The sequence below is a fragment of the Exiguobacterium sp. S22-S28 genome, from assembly GCF_043359615.1.
Classification (GTDB): Bacteria; Bacillota; Bacilli; order Exiguobacteriales; family Exiguobacteriaceae; genus Exiguobacterium_A.
Map to the genome: position 1 here is coordinate 246643 of NZ_JBHFFC010000030.1, position 19443 is coordinate 266085.

The 19443-nt window shown below is 46.8% G+C and carries 19 protein-coding genes and 1 riboswitch; of the genes, 10 read left to right on the top strand and 9 right to left on the bottom strand.

The window, feature by feature from the left end:
* The 4 genes from ACHA8N_RS14120 to ACHA8N_RS14135 are packed head-to-tail and all read right to left on the bottom strand — an operon-like array spanning window position 1 to window position 3260.
* Window positions 1–801 (bottom strand): ABC transporter permease, encoded by an 801-nt coding sequence (locus ACHA8N_RS14120; protein ID WP_147510379.1) that lies wholly within the window; start codon window positions 799–801, stop codon window positions 1–3.
* The gene (locus tag ACHA8N_RS14125) at window positions 798–1607 is read right to left on the bottom strand and encodes an ABC transporter permease (RefSeq protein WP_393966083.1); all 810 of its coding nucleotides are present in this window, start codon (window positions 1605–1607) and stop codon (window positions 798–800) included. Before ACHA8N_RS14125 ends, ACHA8N_RS14120 begins: the two co-directional genes overlap by 4 nt.
* Window positions 1607–2701 carry an ABC transporter ATP-binding protein gene (locus ACHA8N_RS14130; protein ID WP_393966084.1) on the bottom strand — a complete coding sequence of 365 codons (1095 nt, stop codon included), beginning with the start codon at window positions 2699–2701 and terminating at the stop codon, window positions 1607–1609. The genes ACHA8N_RS14125 and ACHA8N_RS14130 overlap by 1 nt, the downstream gene beginning before the upstream one ends.
* Window positions 2702–2714: 13 nt before the next feature.
* Window positions 2715–3260 carry a helix-turn-helix domain-containing protein gene (locus ACHA8N_RS14135; RefSeq protein WP_147510376.1) on the bottom strand — a complete coding sequence of 182 codons (546 nt, stop codon included), beginning with the start codon at window positions 3258–3260 and terminating at the stop codon, window positions 2715–2717.
* A gap of 187 nt (window positions 3261–3447) precedes the next feature.
* Between ACHA8N_RS14135 and ACHA8N_RS14140 the strand changes: the two genes are divergently transcribed.
* The 3 genes from ACHA8N_RS14140 to ACHA8N_RS14150 are packed head-to-tail and all read left to right on the top strand — an operon-like array spanning window position 3448 to window position 5480.
* A complete protein-coding gene (locus tag ACHA8N_RS14140; RefSeq protein WP_393966085.1) occupies window positions 3448–4293 on the top strand; it encodes a DegV family protein in 846 nt (281 codons plus the stop codon).
* 59 nt (window positions 4294–4352) lie between these two features.
* Window positions 4353–5081: a TspO/MBR family protein gene (locus tag ACHA8N_RS14145; RefSeq protein WP_393966086.1), complete on the top strand. Its 729-nt coding sequence runs from the start codon at window positions 4353–4355 to the stop codon at window positions 5079–5081.
* Window positions 5082–5132: 51 nt separating this feature from the next.
* Entirely contained in the window at window positions 5133–5480 is a 348-nt protein-coding gene (locus ACHA8N_RS14150; protein WP_147510373.1) for an iron-sulfur cluster biosynthesis family protein, read from the top strand.
* Window positions 5481–5732: 252 nt separating this feature from the next.
* Here the strand turns inward: ACHA8N_RS14150 and ACHA8N_RS14155 are convergent, their stop codons facing one another.
* The 3 genes from ACHA8N_RS14155 to ACHA8N_RS14165 form a co-directional block, all read right to left on the bottom strand.
* Entirely contained in the window at window positions 5733–7775 is a 2043-nt protein-coding gene (locus ACHA8N_RS14155; RefSeq protein ID WP_393966087.1) for a putative bifunctional diguanylate cyclase/phosphodiesterase, read from the bottom strand.
* Window positions 7776–7981: 206 nt separating this feature from the next.
* Entirely contained in the window at window positions 7982–8734 is a 753-nt protein-coding gene (locus ACHA8N_RS14160; protein ID WP_393966088.1) for an anti-sigma factor, read from the bottom strand.
* Entirely contained in the window at window positions 8734–9279 is a 546-nt protein-coding gene (locus tag ACHA8N_RS14165) for an RNA polymerase sigma factor (RefSeq protein ID WP_393966089.1), read from the bottom strand. Before ACHA8N_RS14165 ends, ACHA8N_RS14160 begins: the two co-directional genes overlap by 1 nt.
* Window positions 9280–9505: 226 nt before the next feature.
* On the opposite strand from ACHA8N_RS14165, the gene ACHA8N_RS14170 reads away from it, so the two are divergent.
* Complete coding sequence (locus tag ACHA8N_RS14170) at window positions 9506–9769, top strand: metal-sensitive transcriptional regulator (protein ID WP_114595009.1); 264 nt, start codon at window positions 9506–9508, stop codon at window positions 9767–9769.
* Window positions 9770–9885: 116 nt separating this feature from the next.
* Here the strand turns inward: ACHA8N_RS14170 and ACHA8N_RS14175 are convergent, their stop codons facing one another.
* Window positions 9886–12087, bottom strand: coding sequence for a phosphodiester glycosidase family protein (locus ACHA8N_RS14175; protein WP_393966090.1), 2202 nt, complete (start codon window positions 12085–12087; stop codon window positions 9886–9888).
* A gap of 152 nt (window positions 12088–12239) precedes the next feature.
* Here ACHA8N_RS14175 and ACHA8N_RS14180 point away from each other — a divergent pair, with 152 nt between their 5' ends.
* The 3 genes from ACHA8N_RS14180 to ACHA8N_RS14190 all read left to right on the top strand — a co-directional run bounded on the left by ACHA8N_RS14180 (window position 12240) and on the right by ACHA8N_RS14190 (window position 14439).
* Window positions 12240–12767 carry a YceI family protein gene (locus tag ACHA8N_RS14180; RefSeq protein WP_147510368.1) on the top strand — a complete coding sequence of 176 codons (528 nt, stop codon included), beginning with the start codon at window positions 12240–12242 and terminating at the stop codon, window positions 12765–12767.
* A 34-nt stretch (window positions 12768–12801) separates the two neighbouring features.
* The gene (locus ACHA8N_RS14185) at window positions 12802–13605 is read left to right on the top strand and encodes an SMP-30/gluconolactonase/LRE family protein (protein WP_147510367.1); all 804 of its coding nucleotides are present in this window, start codon (window positions 12802–12804) and stop codon (window positions 13603–13605) included.
* Window positions 13606–13710: 105 nt separating this feature from the next.
* Entirely contained in the window at window positions 13711–14439 is a 729-nt protein-coding gene (locus tag ACHA8N_RS14190; protein ID WP_393966091.1) for an MBL fold metallo-hydrolase, read from the top strand.
* A 95-nt stretch (window positions 14440–14534) separates the two neighbouring features.
* Here ACHA8N_RS14190 and ACHA8N_RS14195 read toward each other — a convergent pair whose 3' ends face one another.
* Window positions 14535–16148 (bottom strand): alpha-glucosidase, encoded by a 1614-nt coding sequence (locus tag ACHA8N_RS14195; protein ID WP_393966092.1) that lies wholly within the window; start codon window positions 16146–16148, stop codon window positions 14535–14537.
* 164 nt (window positions 16149–16312) lie between these two features.
* On the opposite strand from ACHA8N_RS14195, the gene ACHA8N_RS14200 reads away from it, so the two are divergent.
* From ACHA8N_RS14200 to ACHA8N_RS14210, 3 genes are all read left to right on the top strand, one after another.
* On the top strand, window positions 16313–17500 hold the full coding sequence (locus ACHA8N_RS14200) for an aminotransferase class I/II-fold pyridoxal phosphate-dependent enzyme (RefSeq protein WP_393966093.1): 1188 nt from the start codon (window positions 16313–16315) through the stop codon (window positions 17498–17500).
* Between the two features lie 62 nt (window positions 17501–17562).
* Window positions 17563–17667: riboswitch (SAM riboswitch) on the top strand.
* 83 nt (window positions 17668–17750) lie between these two features.
* The gene (locus ACHA8N_RS14205) at window positions 17751–18764 is read left to right on the top strand and encodes a methionine ABC transporter ATP-binding protein (RefSeq protein WP_393966094.1); all 1014 of its coding nucleotides are present in this window, start codon (window positions 17751–17753) and stop codon (window positions 18762–18764) included.
* Window positions 18754–19419 (top strand): methionine ABC transporter permease, encoded by a 666-nt coding sequence (locus ACHA8N_RS14210; RefSeq protein WP_393966095.1) that lies wholly within the window; start codon window positions 18754–18756, stop codon window positions 19417–19419. Before ACHA8N_RS14205 ends, ACHA8N_RS14210 begins: the two co-directional genes overlap by 11 nt.
* Window positions 19420–19443: the final 24 nt, after the last annotated feature.

Consider the following 19443-nt stretch of genomic DNA (forward strand, 5'->3'; position numbering starts at 1 on the left):
TTATTTCACCTCCGGTCGGGACAACTTCATCGCAGAACGTTGGTTCAGGAAGTAATAGCCGATGACAAGCAAAAACGTAAACAGGAAAATCACGGTCGACAAGGCGTTGATTTTCATCGAAATCCCTTGTCGCGCGAGGGAATAGATTTCAACCGACAACGTCGTAAATCCATTTCCCGTGACGAAAAATGTCACTGCGAAATCATCCAGCGAATACGTCAATGCCGTGAAGAAGCCGGCAAAGATACCGGGTGTGATGTACGGCAGGATAACTTTCGTCAAAACATCTAATCGGCTTGCGCCTAAATCACGCGCCGCATCGACGAGCGTCGGACTCATCTCCTGCAGTTTCGGCAGGACTAAAATGACGACAATCGGTACCGAAAACGCGATGTGTGACAACAGGACGGATGTAAAACCAAGTTGAATCCCAAGCATCGTAAAGAAAATCAAGAACGATGCGCCGATGATGACGTCCGGACTAACGATTAAAATACTGTTGAGCGTCAAAAGAGAAGTTTCGATCCGTTTTTTCCGGACCGCTTGAATCCCGATCGCCCCGAGTACACCGATAATCGTCGAAATCGCAGCGGAGAGCAGTGCGATGACCAATGTGTTTAAAACGATAATCAAAAGACGGGAGTCCTGAAAGACTTCCTTATACCAATCCCACGTGAAGGAATCAAAATTCGTCATGTTATCGGCACTGTTGAACGAGTAGAAAGCCAGATAAAGAATCGGTGCATACAAGATGATGAACACACCGATCAAGTAAAGATTCGCTAATTTTAATCGTTTCATCCTGTTGTCGCTCCTTTCTTCCGCTTCGTACTCGTCAACGCTAAAATGATGGCCATCGCAATAATCAGGAAGACGGCGATCGTCGCGCCCATTCCCCAGTTCTGCGTGACAAGAAATTGTTGTTCAATTGCTGTTCCGAGTGTGATGACCCGGTTACCGGCAATCAGACGTGTAATCATGAACAGTGACAGGGCCGGAATGAATACGAGCTGACAACCCGACTTCACACCATCAAGCGTCAACGGAAAGACAATCCGGCGGAACGTCATGAAGTTCGAAGCACCGAGATCCCGTGCTGCAAAAACGAGCGACGGATTCAGTTTCTCAATCGCATTGAAAATCGGCAAAATCATAAACGGGATAAAGATATAGACGGATACGAACACAAAACTGAAATCGGTGAATAAAATCTGTTTCCGGCCGATTCCGATCGCTTCGAGTGTCTGGTTCGCCCACCCGTATGTGCTGAATAAACCGATGAAGGCGTATGCCTTCAACAGTAAGTTGATCCAGGTCGGGAGAATGATCAACAACAGCCATAACTGTTTATGCTTTGTTTTCGTCAACAGGTAAGCTGTCGGATAACCGATGGCGAGCGAAAAGACTGTAATCAAAAACGCATACCAAAACGAACTTAACGTCATCGTCAAATACGTGGATGTAAAGAATTTCTGATAGTTGACGAGTGAGAACTGTCCTTCCAGGTCAAGGAATGAATAATAGACGACCAGAACGATTGGTGCGATGACGAACAACGCAATCCAAAAACTATACGGAATCAGATACCAGTTGCGTGTCTTTTGCATCACAACACCCCATCATATGATTCAAGTCGTTTATCAAATTCCTCTTCCGTCTCATTCAGACGCATGACATGAATCGCTTCCGGATCAAACGTCAGGCCAATCTGCTCACCGACCGTCGCTTTTTTCGTACTGTGGACGAGCCATTCGTTTCCGACTTCATCCATGCAGGCAATCTCATAGTGAACACCGCGGAATAACTGCGAATCGACCGTCACACGTAACTTCCCATGGGCGACACTCGTGATTTCCAAATCTTCAGGACGGATCACAATTTCGACCGGTTCATTCAATTCGAGACCACGGTCAACACACTCAAATTCCTTTTCAGCAAATGAGACCCGGTAATCCGTCAACATTTTTCCCGGAATGATATTTGATTCACCGATGAAGTCAGCAACAAAGCGGTTGATCGGTTCGTCATAAATATCCGTCGGTGTACCCGACTGCTGAATCAAACCGTGATTGAGGACAAAAATTTCGTCGGACATCGCAAGTGCTTCTTCCTGATCGTGGGTGACGAAGATGAATGTGATCCCGAGGCGCCGTTGCAAATCCCGGAGCTCATACTGCATTTCTGTCCGGAGTTTTAAATCCAGTGCCGATAACGGCTCATCCAGTAAGATGACTTCCGGTTCGTTGACGATGGCACGGGCGATCGCGACACGTTGACGTTGTCCACCCGACATCTCCGTGATTTCCCGCTTTTCGTAGCCGGATAAGTTGACGAATTTTAACGCATCGAGAACACGCGTTTTGATTTCCGCTTCCTTCATCTTCTTAATCCGCAAACCGAATGCAATATTTTCAAATACGTTTAGATGGGGGAACAATGCATAATCTTGAAAGACGGTGTTGACCTGCCGTTTGTTGGCTGGAACATCGTTGATGCGTTTTCCATTAAACAGAATATCGCCTTCCGTCGCTTCCGTGAAACCGGCAATCAGTCGTAAGATCGTCGTTTTCCCGCAGCCCGACGGACCAAGCAACGTATAGAATTTTCCACGCTCGATTTCAAAACTGACCCGCTCTAGAACCGTTTGATCGTCAAACCGTTTCGTTACATCGTTGAATTGAATGATAGTATGATCTGCCAAGTGTTTTTCCTCCTTATAAGTAAGAATCCGTTGCTGTCACAAGTAGTTTCGTGTCGGAATCCGATTCATTGTTTAGTTGATGAATTTCAGAAGCTTTATAATACAAGGTTTCACCTTGTGTCGCCATAAACGATTCGCGACCAAGCCGTAACGTAACCGTCCCTTCGAGTACATAAACAAAAGTTTCTGCACCGGATGGTTCATATTCCTTAAAATGCCCGCCTGGTGTCAGATGCAATAAAACCGGCTCCATTTCTTTTTCGTTTGATTCCGGAATCAACCAGGTGACATGGTATCCCTGCTCGCTGTCTTCATAACGCGTAACATCCTTTTCGGAATATACGACTTTCTGATTTAATGTCCCTTCGTCAAAAAAGTCTTTCGCTGATATGCCGAGTACTTCAAGAAGACTGAACAGGGTTTCAATCGAAGGCGAACTGATTTCACGTTCAATTTGCGAGATGTATCCTTTACTTAAGTCCGTTCTTTCTCCAAGCTCTTCTTGCGTCAAGCCTTTTTGAAGACGCAGGTTTTTAATCTTATTCCCAATCGTCCGCAATCCGTTCCCTCCATTCCCTACGTCCAGTTTAGTATAAGATGACTTTAAGTTTACTAATCACGTACCGATTATAGCGTATTCCTTCAGTTAATCAACTAAAATGTTCAAAAAAATTAAAGGTTCATTTGACAGCGATAATGCTTGCACCTACAATTAATATCAGGTACTAAAATAAGGAGGAAACAGTATGAACATTGCGTGGATTACGGACAGCACAACGATTTTACCTGATTCGATTTCTCAGCACGACGATTTAACCGTCGTTCCTCTTCTCGTCATGAAGGACGGGGAAAGCTTCACGGACGGCGTCGATGTGCAGGCGGAAACCGTCTATCAATGGATTGGCGCGAAACATAAGGTCACGACCAGCCAGCCATCCATCGGTACGTTCACGGAACACTACGAACGATTGAAGGAAAAGTATGATGTCGGTTTTGCGATTCATTTATCGAGTGAACTGAGCGGGACGTATAATGCTTCCGTTCAAGGTGCTGAAATAGCCGGTTTCCGCTTGATCGCCATCGATTCCCGTTGCGGCATCTATCCGGCAGGTCAATTGCTTGCGGAAGCAATGCAACTGGCAGCAGACGGTATGTCAATCGAAGATATCGAGCAGTACATTTTAGATCGCCGCTTCGACCACCACATCGAGTTTACTGTCGAAAATCTCAATCAATTGCAGGCAGGCGGACGCATTTCCTCGACGAAAGCTTTTGTTGGTAATTTACTGCAGTTACGCCCGATGTTTCATTTTGAAGAGGGCAAAATCGTTCCGTATCAAACGGTTCGAACATTCAAGAAAGCCCATGCCAAGATTTATGACCACCTCGTTGAAATGCTTGAGAGCGGTGCAGTGACCGATGTCTCCCTATTCCATGCGACAGCCTACGACTTGGCGCTCGAATGGAAATCAAGCCTCGAAAAACGATTTGACGTCACGGTCCGAATCGATGATTTAACACCTGTTCTCGGTTCTCATACCGGAAACCCGGCCATCGGCATGTCCTTTTTAAATCCGACGAGCCGACTTTGATGTCTAAAGACTTAACAATCCGGGTAAACCTCCTTTAGAGATTAAAGGAGGTTTTTGTTTTGAAAAACAAATGGATTTGGCTCAACTGGCTCGGATTCGTCTTTACGATTGCCATCAATGCACTTGACGGCGGAAAGACAGGACGAATTTCCGATACAATCACGACATATTTTAAACCTGCAGGTTATGCTTTTTCGATTTGGGGACTTATCTATCTTGTATTATTCGTTTGGCTCATCATGCAAACGATCCCGAAATTCAAAGAACATGAAATCGCTAAAAAAATCGGTCCTTGGTTTTTAATCAGCTGTCTGTTCAACGCCGGATGGATTGTTACCTTCTCCTACAAATTATTCCCGTTGTCGGTCGTCGTTATCGTCGGTCTTCTGCTTTCGCTGATCGTCATCTATTCAAAAATCGACCGTGAGACAAAAGCATTGCGGTTTAAGTTACCGTTCTCACTTTATCTCGGATGGGTATCGGTCGCGACGATCGCCAATATCTTCTTGACAATCGACACAGAAAACATCAATTCATGGCTCGGAATCGGAGATGCCGGTTGGACGATGATTATGCTCGGTGTCGGTGTAGTGGTCGCCCTGTTATTCATGTTTGCGAACCGTGATCCTATTTATCCGCTCGTCTTCGTTTGGGCTTATATCGCGATCAATTTCCAGTCGGACAACGGGCTTGTCGACACCGTCGTTTTAGGTAGTGTCGTCGTCCTCCTCGCAGGATATGTCTTCTTGCTCGTCCGGATGCGTCGTCAAGTCCATGTGAGCAAGTAACGTTATTTTTGGCTCCATTCGTCGTATAATCAGACTAAAGGAGTGAATGTCATGCACATCACATTTACAGAAGCTGCGCTTCATCGAATCGATCAATTACGCGGTGAGACAACCGGTCAATTACACCTTTACTACGATACGGAAGGCTGTGGTTGCGGGAATTCCGGTATTTTTAGCATCCGGCTCGTTTCCGCTGCGACCGAAGAAGATATGACGATCGATTCAAATGTCGGTCCCGTTCTCGTTAAACGGTGGTCGAGTCATTTTCTCGATCAAGAAATGACACTTGACTACAATGCCGAGAAAAAATCATTGATTTTAAAAAGTGATGGTCAATACTTTAATACAAATGTCCTTGTGACAGATCAAACCGGTTGTCAGTTAACCGCCAATCGATGATTCCACAAAAAAGGCAGCTCCCTCAGCGGAAGCTGCCTTTGTAATGTGATGGACAGACAGGTGTTGGATTGAGTAGAAGGCAGAGACGACTATCTAAATGTACTGCGATTCTGTCTGCATCTTGCACAAGTCGAACAAATTCCTCCCCGGAATCTGTTCATGAAGCCGTTGCGTCCCCCATCGCACACATATTCCTCGTGTGCTTATCCAGTATACGTAAAAAATCGGTTATTGGATTGATAGGATGTGCTCTTACACCACATTCAATACGGTTCGCTCAATCGTTTGTTGATTTAAGTCCTTCACATGAACAGGACGGCTGTAATAATAACCTTGACCATAATCACATCCAAGCCGCTTCAAAAACTCATGTTGCTCAAGCGTCTCGACGCCTTCTGCGACGACTTCGATGCCAAGACTCTTCGCCAGTTGAATGATCATTTCTGTGATGGCCGTCCCTCGTTCGTCATGTGGTACCTCGTCAATAAAAGACTTATCAATTTTTAATATATCAATCGGTAAGTGTTTTAAGTGGGTCAAGGAAGAAAGCCCGGTCCCAAAGTCATCGAGAGCAATCGTCAAGCTCAACTGTTTCAATTCACCGAGCATCTGTAAGGCCCGTTCCAGATTTTCCATGACAGACGTTTCCGTGATTTCAAGTTGGAGCTGCAATTCACCGCCGTTTCTCAAAGAATGTTGAACAATCTCCTTAATCATCAAATTATGCGATTCCGATCGAAAATGCATCGCTGATAAGTTAACGGAAACCTGCCGGATGAAGTGGTCTTCTTCCCGCCAGATTTCCATCTGATTTACGGTTTCCTGCAATACCCATTGTGTCAGACGGTGGATCAAACTGTATTTTTCAGCAAGCGGAATGAATTCAGCCGGTGAAATAAAACCGAATTTCGGATGATTCCAGCGAATCAACACTTCCGCCTGTTCGACTTTCCCTGTCGCTAATGCGATTTTCGGTTGGTAGACGAGATTAAATTCCTTGAAATCCGTCATGGCACGGCGTAAAGAACCGACGATTTGTTGCTCCCGGCGATCCGAGTGAAGTGCCTCATCATAAATGACGAAGCGGTCACGTCCCTCGTTTTTCCCGGCCCGTAAAGCACTTTCCATCTGACCAATCCGCATTTCCAGCGTATCATTTGGATTCGGGACAATGATACCAACTGTCGCCGTTAAGTGAATTTCCTGACCGTCCAGCAAAATCGGTTGGCGGATTACTTCGAGTACATCGATGAAAGCATCTTCTAATTCGTCGGGGGCAATGTCCTGAATTAAGAAAAACTGGGTCCCGTTATAGCGGATGCATACTTCATCTTCCCGGAGCAGCCCCTTCACCCGCTCTGCAAACTGACAAATCACAGCATCACCTTGATCAAAACCAAACGTATCATTGATCCATTTGTATCCGTCTAAATCAAGCAACGCCATCGTCATCTGTTTTTTAGTACGACTGTATTGTCCATCGACCTTCGCCATATGGTGATCGAGCCAACGCCGGTTGTGTAAACCGGTCAGGTGATCGGCATAAGCCATCATCTGCAAGGCCCGCCGCTCCAAATGAACATAAAGACCAACAATGACAATCATGAAGATGAAGACCGGTATAGCGACGTCACTGAGGACGTTTGATGTGACAGGACTGGCCGTACTATCGGGCCCGGAAGTGCCCGGGACACAAAATGTCGTACCGAGCATGCCGACATAATGCATCGTCGAAATGCCGAACCCCATTAAAATCGCAACCGGAATCAAAATCCGTTTTTTATTCACGTGTCGTGTCATATACAATAACAACAAGGCGACATACGCGACGGTTATCGCAATCAATACAGACAGCAGGAATAACGGCATGTCGTAACGGATATCCCCTTCAAACCGCATTGCGGCCATTCCAAGATAGTGCATCATCGCAATCCCGATTCCCATCAAGGTTCCGGCTACGATGACCTTCCTGCGGGTAAGTTCAGAATAATATAAAAGATAAAAAGCAATCCATGCCGCTGTCACAGCGGGAATGATGGATAAAAACATTAACCCCCAGTCATAACGGACCGGTACGGCAAGTTCAAATGCACCCATCCCAATAAAATGCATACCCCAAATGGACAATCCCATTGTCAAAGAAGATAAAAACAAGGCGCGTTTTTTTAAAGATACGGCTTTTGCCAGACGACGATTTAGTTCAAGTGAGGCATAGGATCCGACGATGGCGACGATGACCGACAGGATGACCAGTGTCTCTTCATAATGTTTCGTTAAAATGATCCATTCCTTCATGATAAGTGCCTCTCTTTTTGACTGACATTCTTATTAGTATCGTCTGCTTGTCCTCATTTCTTCAGTCTTCTCATCAAATTTCACCAAAATGAACAGTTTTTTTATAAAAAAGAGATTCAAGCCTAAAAAAGTCCGATAAAAAAGAACGCAATCCACGATTACGTTCTTTTTTGCTGCGGTTTATTCGATTATTTAAAATCTGAAATTTATAGGACGGCTGAAGCGACAACTTCACCGGTCGGTTTCTCAAGATCCGGTTCCGGCTCAACCGTAATGGCTACTGCATCAATGGTACCGTCCCCTTTTAACGGGAAGACTGCGGCTGCCTCTCCATCTTTTTCAATGATTCCGTTCGCACGTGGTGTGTCTCCTTGGATCGTCCACATCTGATAAAGTTCACCTTCCTGAAGCGGCGGTAAATCTTTTAATTGTACAAGCATGTACTCTTTTTTATCTTTTGTAAAAATCATACTCGACCCTTTAATGGACGCGGTACTTTCAAAATTGCCGATTCCTTTCACTTCATCCATCGCAAATTCGTCCGCCGGAGACGGATCGTCTTGCGACAAGAAATAGGCATTTGCCCCGAGGGATAAAATCAGCGCAGCTGCAATACTCATCAGCCAACCGAGTGGAACCGAACGTTTTTGATTTTTCTTTTCGCGCATGGCTTCCATGTCGGACGGACGCAAAGTTTCTTGAATCGTCTCCTTCATCGGAGCCGATTCCACCGGTTCATTCGCCGAACCGAGAACTTCTCCAAGAATTCTTGATTTCATGCCTGTCGGTACTGGTCGTGCTGGAAGTGACTCCGCGATGGGCAACATCAGGTCTTGCATGTCTTGAAGCGCCTGTTTGCAATCATCACAAGTCGCCAAATGTGCTTCGAACGCGTCGCGGTCTCCGGCTGATAATGTGTTGTTGAAATAGTCGATTAAGTTATGACAACGTTCTTCCATCAACGTTCCCTCCCATCTAATAATTTACGAAGAGCCTGAATGGCGCTCCTGATTCTTGTTTTTACCGTTCCGAGCGGCATATTTAATTGATCGGAAATTTGTTGCTGGGTAAGTCCTTTAAAATAAACAAGTTCGATTAACTCTTGTTGATCAGGTTTCAGCTCATTGACAGCGTCCCGGACTTCAGTTGCCGTTTCACGCTGGATGACGGTTCGCTCGACAGGTTCGTCGTATCCACCGTCCCGTTCTTCGACTTCAATCGTCGGTTGCCGTTTTTCCCGTCTGAGACAGTCAAGCGCGGCATTACGGGTAATCGTTAAAATCCACGAAGAAAACTTTCCTTTGTCGGTATTAAAATCAACGCGGCCATTCCATATTTTCATCCACACTTCTTGAATGACTTCCTCAGATAAACGATCGTTATTCGTAAAGCGATGAGCGAACGAGAACAATAGCCTTTCATACTTGTCATACAGTACTTCGAGGGCTTGTTCATCTCCACTGCGCATCTCATGATAAAGCGATTCATCGGATTGAGTATGCATCCTTCTCCTCCTTGTGATCAGTCAGCCTTATCATATAGTATACGCAAGCTGACGCGAAATCGATTTAATTTTTGATATTTTTTCATTTTTTTGTCCACCACATCCATATTCCCTGTTCTCTCTAAAAATATAGCTCAAAAAGCGACTCAATTGACAGCAATACCGTGATGGGCATAGCATAAAGGTATTGAACAGACGGATTGTATCTTGGAATGGAGGAAAATAAATGGATTATGATCGAAAGATGAAGAATCGGGTAAGCCGAATCGAAGGACAACTTCGCGGCATTTTACGGATGATGGAAGAAGGTCAGGATTGTCGGGATGTCATTACGCAGCTCTCGGCCGCCCGTTCCGCGATTGACCGGACGATCGGTGTTGTCGTGAGTTCCAATCTTATCGAATGTGTGAAAGAAGCAGAACAAACAGGTGAAGGTCAAACTGAAGAATTAGTCAAGGAAGCGGTTAACCTTCTCGTGAAAAGCCGCTGATCCTATAAAAGGCAGGAAGAGGATTTTTTAAATCCTCTCCCTGCCTTCATCTAAAATTCAAATAGTCTTTACAGGAACAGGAGGTGCGTCCACATTCTATCAGTCTGCCCTGTCGTTTAGTACCATACCTTGAATTGATCGAGATAGACTTTACTTTTTTGAACTTGTCCCTTTTTCTTCATGTCTGTTTCCACGAAATAAAGCGATTGCACTTGCACCGGCACGGGCCAAGCCGGATCCACTTTCGCCTCAACGGTTTTAAATCCTGTCCAGTCAACACGTTTGACGAAATCGACCGTATGCACTTTTCCTTTTGCGTCCTTCAGCTGTGCCCGCAACCAAGGTGCTTTGCGGTCACCATAGAGATCCAGTGATAACTTCGTCGCCGGAACAGTGATGTTCCACTTCGGATTCGTGATATACATTGCTCCATTTTGTTTCGTCCAGCCTGAATAATCATACGTCAGCTTCAGCGAAGAACGACCTGCTGTTTTTTGTTCTGTACTCACTGTCGTCGTATAGCTTGAAACGTAAGGAGATGTTGACGTATACGTCCCGCTTTCGAACGAGTCGAGAACGATTGATTTGTTTGAAGGCTTCGGCACTGGTTTTGATGCCGGTTGCGATCCCGTCACAGTTAACGGAAGCGAAACGGTTTGTCCGCCAGCTGATAATGTCAGCATCGTCTTGCCGGCTTTTTTAGCTGTCAGTACATCTTTTGTGATGGAAGCAATCGGTTGCTGCATGCCATATTTTTTTTCTGATGATGGAATGATTACTTTTCTTCCATTCAACCAGCCATCACTTGTTAATTTCACGGTTTGTCCCACTTTAAGCGCGAAGGGTTTTCCTCCATTAAACGTCATGCCTGATAAACGGTTCGTCACATTGATCGTCACCGACCGCTTCGCCTGATCCACAGACAGCTGCCCTGTCCATTTGCCGGGCTGTAGCGGTGCTTTCACCTGCATGCCACTTACACCAAGACCCGTCAATTTTATTTTCTTTTGACTCGCGTTAATCGGTTGACTGTTTCGATCTGTCAGTTTGACGGTTAATTGACGTGTCTCACCTACGTATAGTTCCGGTTGTTCCGGAAGAATCATATATGCAACGGATGTTTCCGGAACGTAGCGTGTCGCAATCATCAAGCTGTTCGTTACCGCACGGCTTCTTCCATCAGCCGGTACATTCACCGTACGAACCGGGGACTCGCCCGCCCGGCGGACCATCATCTCGGTCGAACCGCCTCCATCAAAGGCTAATGCGGAAACTGCGCCCAATCGTTTCATTTGCGCAACGGCTTCAAGCATCGTAAATCCTTTTGATGTCGTTCTTCCTTGATCGACTGTCATGATATGAACCGTTTGATTGGCTGTTATACCAATTAATGTCCGTGCTTTTCGCACAATCATTAAGAAACGGTCGTGATTTTCCGATAATGCATTTAAGTCCAGTCCAATCCCGTCCTTCACGAGCCAATTGTATCCAGAAGCGGCTTCTTGGATATCATTTCTGACTTGTAAATTTGACATCTGAATTAAATTGATTTGAGTAGTCAATTTATTTTCTTTGACTAAGTCAAGCAACGGCTTCTTTTGTTTTCCAAACGCTACTACTACGACTCCGTCTGTCGGAATCGGAATGTTTGACCGGAAAGTCGTATCTACCTGATGTACCGTCCAATCATAGGATTGACCCAGTTTGAATGCTTTGATTGAATTTCCTTTTAACGTGACAATGGCTGCTTCTTTTTTCATGGCATCCGAAAGCCCGCTAAAATTAATCGTTTTAGATACGTGATGTGCATTCGTAAAAATACCAACACGGTTATCTAGATTTTCATTCCGATTGACAGAATGGATCGTCATCGAGCGCGCAGCGGATTTCAACGTTCCGATGACACCATATGATCCGATTTCCGGCTTCCCTTGACCATTGGTGACAAATGACGGAAATTTTAACGCTGATTCCTTGACACTATGGCTGACCAATACGGCATTTTGTTGAATTTGCAAACCAATCGGCAAGCCGCTTGCGACTTTGTACATATCCGCATTGACGGCAGCTACCACACGATTCCCGGCAGCCATCGAACGATTGACCTGCGAAGGAACTGATTCCGTCGCAAGTACATGATCCCTTCCTTTTCCCGTCATCCAGTAGTTCCCCGGATCCGGTTGTACAGTGATTTGTTGAATCGTCTGCGGCACACCGCTCGAATGATCTTGTTTGCTTGTATAGTCGATTCCTTTCGAAATCGTTTCGGCTCCCACTGTTAGCGGGGTATATGATGCACCTAATAAAATCAATATCATACATAATTTCCTTCTCATAAAGCACCTCCACCATACATTATGCCTTTTTAAGGTAAAAAATGACATAACTATTTCAAGGTTTTAGAATCAAAAGAAAAAGGAACAATACATTGCATGCCAAAAAATGAAGTGAAGATGAGGAGGAATGAACCATGACTACTTATCAACTCGATCAGGACCACAGCTCGATCACATTTTCGGTGAAGCATATGATGATTTCAAAAGTTAAAGGAGAATTTCGTGATTTTACATTTGATGTCAACGGAGAGGCAAACGATTTGGAGAATGCTTCCGCTGTCGTAACGATTCCCGTTGCTTCAATCGATACGCGCAGTAAAGACCGCGATACACATTTGAAATCCGCCGATTTTTTTGATGTCGAGCAGTATCCAAACATCACTTACCAAGTGACATCATTTAAAAAACTGTCCGGTGACGAATATGAAGTGACAGGCGCTTTGACGATTAAGGATGTCACGCGGACGGAAACGTTTCAGGTCGAGTATGAAGGTAGCGGGGTCGATCCTTGGGGAAATACACGGTCCGGTTTTGAAGTGGACGGTAAAGTTAAACGCGAGGACTATAACTTGACGTGGAACGTCGCACTTGAGGCCGGTGGTGTCTTAGTCGGCAGTGACGTGAAGTTCCAACTTCATCTTGAGTTCATTCACGCAAAATAATAGAGAGATCATACAATGTGTAGGGGGAAAACAGATGACAGTTTCACTTTTTATCGATGTTGCATGTAAGACCGGTGAATCTCCGGTGTACGACGCTAAAACAAAACGCTTTTATTTCGTCGATATCCCGAATCAGCTTTTTTTCGTATATGATTTGACGACAGAGGCCTTAAAACCGTATCAACTGCCAAGTGCCATCACTTCGATTGCCTTGACGGACGCGCCGGACTTTCTTCGTGTCACATCGGCACACGGCTTCGGAACATTTGATGTAAAGGAAGGGCATCTCTCGCTTGAAACGCAATTGACACTGCCTGCTTCAGACCGAATGAATGACGGTAAACTGGATCCTTCCGGTCAATATGTCGCCGGCAGCATTAATGAAGAAGAAGGTGAGACGGCTTCTCTTTATCGCTTGCGTCATGATGGTTCCGTTGATGTCCTGCTCGAAAATTTGACGAACTCAAACGGATTGGTCTGGTCAGAAGACGGTAAAACGCTTTACCACATCGATACACCAACGAAAAAAGTGTATGCGTTTGATTATGCTGCGGACCAACCGTTGACCAATCGTCGTGTCGCCATCGATTTGGAAAAAGAAGAAGGTTTTCCGGACGGGATGACAAAAGATCGGGAGGGTCATGTGTTCATCGCCCATTACGCCGGATCTTGCGTGACACGCTGGAATCTTGAGACAGGCGAAAAATTGGCTCACGTCGACTTCCCTGTATCCAATCCGACTTGTCCCATTTTGTACGAGGACCGTTTACTTGTCACGACGGCAGCAGACGGTGACGATTCCGAACATGCCGGTGCTGTTTTCGAAGTAACTTATTAATCGATGGACTCCCTCTTTTTTAGAGGGAGTTTTTTGATGGACGTCTGTTCTAAAACAGGCGATACTAAAAGAAAAGTGAATACTTTGACGAGGGAGTGTATCTAGATGCATCTATCAACCATCGAACGACTTCATCAACTGCAAACGACCCCGTCTTTTTTTCCGGTCAACTGTTACTTATTTGAAGAAGCAGACAGCCTTACTTTAATTGATACCGGGATTTCACTGAACGCCAGAGCTATCTATTCCGTCATCAAATCATTTGATAAACCGTTACAGTCCATCGTCTTAACCCATGCGCATGCGGACCATGTCGGTTCACTCGACTTTTTGGCAAGTGCTTTCCCACTTGCCGAAGTCTCGATCAGTTACCGGGACGCCGCATTGCTCAGCGGGGATGAATCATTACGGGAAGGCGAAACGACACCGCTCAAAGGCGGGATTCCGAAAAACATTAAAACCCGTCCTGATCGGTTGCTCGAAAGTGGTCAGCAGGTCGGCAGCTTAAGTGTCATCGCCTCTCCCGGACATACCCCAGGCTCAATTTCGCTCTGGCACGAGGGCAGCCGGACCTTGATTGCCGGTGATGCCTTTCAAACACAAGGTGGTTTGGCTGTTTCGGGCGATACCCGGTGGCAGTTTCCTTTTCCGTCGCTTGCGACATGGGATAAGGAAGTGGCGCTTCAGTCAGCCCATCAATTAACAGAACTGACACCGGACGTGCTCGCAGTCGGTCACGGTCCACTCGTGGTCGCACCAAGTTTCGACATGCGTCAAGCAGTCGATCGGTTTGAACAGGTCTTGTCCGCAAAAAAACGAAATGGATATCCTTGAAGTCATTCGAAAAAAATCCGGCAATCTGTCTGCTCCTCATTTTTTGATGAAGAGTAAACGATTTCCGGATTTTTTAGTGATATAATTCCTGTCGTTTACCGCACCTGATATTGATACAATCGGGCTTCATACGGAGCCAAAAGATTCCTGTCATGCGTCTCATAATTTATCAGCATCAACTGGTCTTCCGGCAACCCGAACGTCATCGTGATCGGTTCATCGTGTACGTTCAGTACAATCCGCCACGTCGTCCCATCCAGTACCCGTTCATAGACGTACAGATACGGATCTTGAATGGCCAAATCCCGATAAAGGCCGTATACCATGACCGGATGTTGTTTTCGAAGCGCAATCAATTTCCGGTAAAAATGAAGAGCAGAATCCGGGTCTTGTTCTGCTGTTTCCACGTTGATCTCGGAATAGTTTGGATTCACCGTCATCCAAGGTGTCGCAGACGTTGTGAATCCCGCTGAAGGACCGGCATCCCACTGCATCGGTGTCCGGGAATTGTCCCGTGCCCGCATCTGCATCGATGACAGGACAGTCCCCGGTGATTCACCCGCTGCCACCCGTTCTGCGTATTGATTCCGGAACGCGACGTCTTGATAGGCTTCCGGATCAGAAAAACGAATCCCGGTCATGCCGATTTCTTCGCCTTGATAGATATACGGGATACCCGGTAACGTGTGTAACATCAAACCAAGTAATTTCGCACTTTCGACCCGGTACCGTTCGCTTCCGAACCGGGTCACTTGGCGTGTATGGTCGTGGTTGTTTAAGAACTGGGACGCGATACCGCTTGGATAGAGTGCTTCATACCACTGTTTTTGAATCTGCTTGAACCGCGGTAAGTCCATCGTCTCCATGTCATCCGCTACTTCAAAGTGAAACAGCGTCCGTAATTCATTCCGTTCTTCCCCGACGTACAGCAAACCATCTTCCGGACCGACGAACGGAATTTCTCCGACCGTAAATAAATCAGTTCCCGCGAGCACCTCGTCATGCATTTCTTGTAAAAAGGAATGGATGCCCGGTTGATTCCCGAGATAGGACAGATCAAAAGGATCGGCAACATCCGCAAACGAGGCGCGTTTTTTAATCAAATTGATGACATCCATCCGGAATCCGTCGATGCCTTTGTCCGCCCACCACCGCATCATCGTATAAACGGCTTGGCGGACGGCTGGATGTTCCCAGTTCAAGTCCGGTTGCTCCGATGCAAACGAGTGGAAATAATACTGCTCGCGTGTCTCATCCCATGTCCACGGACTCGGTGCAAAATAGGAACGCCAGTTATTCGGAGGTGTTCCTTTTTCCCCGTCCTGCCAAATGTACCAGTCCGCCTTTTCGCCCGTTTTGCCACGTCGCGACTCCCCGAACCAAGCGTGTTGGTCACTCGTATGGTTGACGACGAGATCAAGAATCAGTTTTAAGCCCCGCTCATGGGCTGCCGCAATCAATTCCTCCAAATCGGACAGCGTTCCCGCCTTTTCCATGATCGTATAATAGTCGGAAATATCATATCCGTTATCGATATCAGGTGATGTATAACAGGGGTTCAACCAGATGACATCCACACCGAGCGACGCGATGTAATCCAACTTTTCAATTACACCCCGTAAATCGCCCATTCCGTCTCCGTTCGAGTCCTTAAAACTGCGCCAGTACACTTGATAGACAACGGCTTCTTTCCACCAGGCTCGATTCATCCCATCATCTCCTTTATGTATTCAATCGTCTTCTCATCCAGTGTATCAAAAACACGAAAGGCATCGGTTCTTTTTACCAATTATAAGCAATTCTTAAAAAACACTTTTCTTTTTTCTGAAAATTCGTTATCCTTGACGACAATACCTAACAAGGAGGAACACAGATGAAACATTTCGCCCCATCGATTGCGATTGATCGGCTGCCCGCTCCGGTCTTTGCTGAACTCGCTCAGCGGATTGGTGCCGTCAAAGCAGCCGGTCACGACGTCATCACGCTTGGTCAAGGAACGCCGGACCAAACTACGCCCGTACATATTTTGGACGCCTTAAAAGAGGCCATCGGCGACGCCGCTAATCTGCAATATCCTCCGTTTCGCGGACATGATTTTCTCAAACAGGCCGTCGCCGATTTTTATCAGTCCGAATTCGGTGTGACGATTGATCCTGCTTCTGAGGTCGCCATTTTGCTCGGCAGTAAAGCCGGTATCGTCGCCTTGCCGCAAACGATCGTCAATCCGGGTGAAGGTGTCATTGTTCCCGATCCCGGTTACCCCGACTACCTGTCTGGCGCAGCATTAGCAGGTGCTTACCCGATCACGCTACCTCTCCTTGCGGAAAATGCTTTTTTACCTGACTACACATTGCTCGATCCGACGGATGTCGAACGAGCCCGGATGTTGTTCCTCAACTACCCAAGCAATCCGACCGGCGCGACGGCGACAGCGGAAGCCTTTGAACAGACGGTCGCTTTCGCTGACGCAAACGACATTTGTGTCGTTCATGACCTGGCGTACGGCGGCATTAGTTTTGATGGTCCGACCCGAAGTTTCCTCCAGACCGAAGGGGCGAAAGACGTCGGAATCGAACTGTTTTCGTTATCGAAACGCTTCAACATGTCCGGCTTCCGCATCGCCTTTGCAATCGGAAATCCATCCGTCATCTCGAGTATCGAAACGTACCAGGAACACTTATACGTCAGTGCCTTCACACCGATCCAACATGCGGCGACTGTTGCTCTCTCAAGCGACCAGACGTGTGTCCGTGAGCTGAGTGCACTGTACGAAGCCCGTCGTGATGCCTTGTTCGGCAAATTACAGGACATCGGATGGGACGGACCGATCCCTGGTGGTTCGTTCTTCGTCTGGTTGCCGGTCCCGTCCGGCTTTACGTCACAAAGCTTTACCGACCACTTGCTGGATGAAGCACATGTCGCTGTCACACCGGGACATTTCTTTGGTGAATATGGTGAAGGCTATGTCCGGATCAGTTTGATTGCCGACGTCGATCGATTGGTGGAGGCCGCCGAACGGATCGGTCAGCTCAATCTGTTTCAGCAAGCCGTTGCGGAATAATTCTGAAAAAACATTTGACAGGTGGGAATGATTTCCGTTACAGTAAGTCCCAACAGCATATCTACTTATCGCGAGCGACCGAGGGATTAGGCCCAACGACGTCCGGCAACCACCTTTTAGGAACGGTGCCACATCCTACAGAATGTTTTCATTCTGAGAGATAAGTTACGAATTCTTACATTTCGTCGCTTTTTTCTGGTTGCTCTTAACTGGAAAAAGGCGATTTTTTTGTATAGGGAGGAAACAACAGATGATTGAATTTAAAGGCATCACCAAACGGTTCGTACGTGACCGGACACCGATTTTCGCCCTGCGCGACGTCAACTTAACGATTCATCAAGGAGAAATTTTTGGCATCATCGGTGAATCCGGTGCCGGAAAAAGTACATTGCTGCGCTTGATCAACGGACTTGAAACACCGACCCAAGGAACGGTCAAAGTATCTGGTGTCAAACTGTCCGATCTATCCAAAGGCAGTCTAAGAGAATTGCGTCTGAAGATCGGAATGATCTTTCAACATTTTCAATTGATTCAATCGCGGAACGTTTCCGACAACATTGCGTTCGCCTTAAAAGCAGCCGGCGTCAAACGCAGTGATTTCCCAAGCCGGATCAAAGAACTCGTCGCTTTGGTCGGACTGGAAGGATTTGAGACGAATTTCCCGAGCCAACTCAGCGGCGGCCAAAAACAACGGGTCGGGATTGCCCGCGCCCTTGCGAATAATCCGAGTGTCCTGTTATGTGACGAAGCAACATCAGCGCTCGATCCGGTCACGACCCTGCAAATTCTGGAATTGCTGAAAGACTTAAATAAACGACTCGGCTTGACGATCATTCTGATCACCCACGAAATCGATGTCGTCAAACAAATTTGCCACCGCGTTGCTGTCATGTCACAAGGCGAAGTCGTCGAAGTCGCGAGTACATACAACATATTCAGTCAGCCGACCCATGACGTCACGAAACATTACGTCGATACAGCACTGCAAATCGAGTTGCCGGAACGGATTTTGCGAACGACACCTGGAAAAATCATTCGTCTCCAATTCACGGGAGAAAAGACCGGCGAGAGTACGCTGTCAGAAGCGATCAAACAATTTGATATCTCGGTCAGCATCCTGCACGGCAAGGTCGATTATATTCAAGACGTCGCCTTTGGGGTGTTGATCGTCAGCCTGACCGGTCCAACGCTTCACGTCAACCGGTCTCTGACTTGGCTGGAGGAGCAACTCCATACGCTTGAGGTGATTCAGGATGTGGCTTGATCGAATTCAAACGATGTTACCGGAGCTAGCAAAAGCCTTAGGCGAAACGGCCTTAATGGTCGGAATTTCCCTCGGCTTTGCCCTCGTCGTCGGGATTCCGCTGGGAATTCTTTTATTCATCACCGACCGTGGATTGTTTTTCCAAAACGTCTTCGTTCGCAGTATCTTGGACTTTTTCGTCAATATCGTTCGTTCGTTACCGTTCATCATCTTGCTCGTCGCGCTGATTCCACTGACGCAATTGTTGCTCGACAATACGATCGGCCCGACGGCCGCTTCTGTCAGCTTAAGTGTTGCCGCTATTCCGTTCCTCGCCCGACTTGTCGAGACCTCACTACGTGAGATCCCACCGGGCTTGATCGAAGCCGCTGAGGCGTGCGGCGCAACACCATTTCGTATCATCATCAGCGCCCTGTTACCCGAAGCTCTTCCCGGGATCATTCAAGCGGTGACATTGACGACAATCAGCTTGATCGGCTTTTCTGCCATGGCCGGTATCGTCGGCGGCGGTGGTGTCGGCGACCTCGCCATCCGCTTCGGCTATTACCGGTACGATAACGTCATCATGATCGTGACGATCATCGTGCTCGTCGTCATCGTTCAAAGTATTCAAGGACTCGGCAATCAACTTGCCCGTCGTGCTGATAAACGTTAAATCCAAAATAGAGACCATTAAGGG

What these genes read in the sequence shown, in the direction of transcription:
- ACHA8N_RS14210 (WP_393966095.1), top strand. Translation starts at nt 18,754, where the DNA reads ATGTGGCTTGATCGAATTCAAACGATGTTACCGGAGCTAGCAAAAGCC.
- ACHA8N_RS14185 (WP_147510367.1), top strand. Translation starts at nt 12,802, where the DNA reads ATGACAGTTTCACTTTTTATCGATGTTGCATGTAAGACCGGTGAATCT.
- ACHA8N_RS14140 (WP_393966085.1), top strand. Translation starts at nt 3,448, where the DNA reads ATGAACATTGCGTGGATTACGGACAGCACAACGATTTTACCTGATTCG.
- ACHA8N_RS14150 (WP_147510373.1), top strand. Translation starts at nt 5,133, where the DNA reads ATGCACATCACATTTACAGAAGCTGCGCTTCATCGAATCGATCAATTA.
- ACHA8N_RS14160 (WP_393966088.1), bottom strand. Translation starts at nt 8,734, where the DNA reads ATGGAAGAACGTTGTCATAACTTAATCGACTATTTCAACAACACATTA.
- ACHA8N_RS14125 (WP_393966083.1), bottom strand. Translation starts at nt 1,607, where the DNA reads ATGCAAAAGACACGCAACTGGTATCTGATTCCGTATAGTTTTTGGATT.
- ACHA8N_RS14180 (WP_147510368.1), top strand. Translation starts at nt 12,240, where the DNA reads ATGACTACTTATCAACTCGATCAGGACCACAGCTCGATCACATTTTCG.
- ACHA8N_RS14195 (WP_393966092.1), bottom strand. Translation starts at nt 16,148, where the DNA reads ATGAATCGAGCCTGGTGGAAAGAAGCCGTTGTCTATCAAGTGTACTGG.
- ACHA8N_RS14190 (WP_393966091.1), top strand. Translation starts at nt 13,711, where the DNA reads ATGCATCTATCAACCATCGAACGACTTCATCAACTGCAAACGACCCCG.
- ACHA8N_RS14155 (WP_393966087.1), bottom strand. Translation starts at nt 7,775, where the DNA reads ATGAAGGAATGGATCATTTTAACGAAACATTATGAAGAGACACTGGTC.
- ACHA8N_RS14175 (WP_393966090.1), bottom strand. Translation starts at nt 12,087, where the DNA reads ATGATATTGATTTTATTAGGTGCATCATATACCCCGCTAACAGTGGGA.
- ACHA8N_RS14170 (WP_114595009.1), top strand. Translation starts at nt 9,506, where the DNA reads ATGGATTATGATCGAAAGATGAAGAATCGGGTAAGCCGAATCGAAGGA.
- ACHA8N_RS14165 (WP_393966089.1), bottom strand. Translation starts at nt 9,279, where the DNA reads ATGCATACTCAATCCGATGAATCGCTTTATCATGAGATGCGCAGTGGA.
- ACHA8N_RS14200 (WP_393966093.1), top strand. Translation starts at nt 16,313, where the DNA reads ATGAAACATTTCGCCCCATCGATTGCGATTGATCGGCTGCCCGCTCCG.
- ACHA8N_RS14205 (WP_393966094.1), top strand. Translation starts at nt 17,751, where the DNA reads ATGATTGAATTTAAAGGCATCACCAAACGGTTCGTACGTGACCGGACA.
- ACHA8N_RS14120 (WP_147510379.1), bottom strand. Translation starts at nt 801, where the DNA reads ATGAAACGATTAAAATTAGCGAATCTTTACTTGATCGGTGTGTTCATC.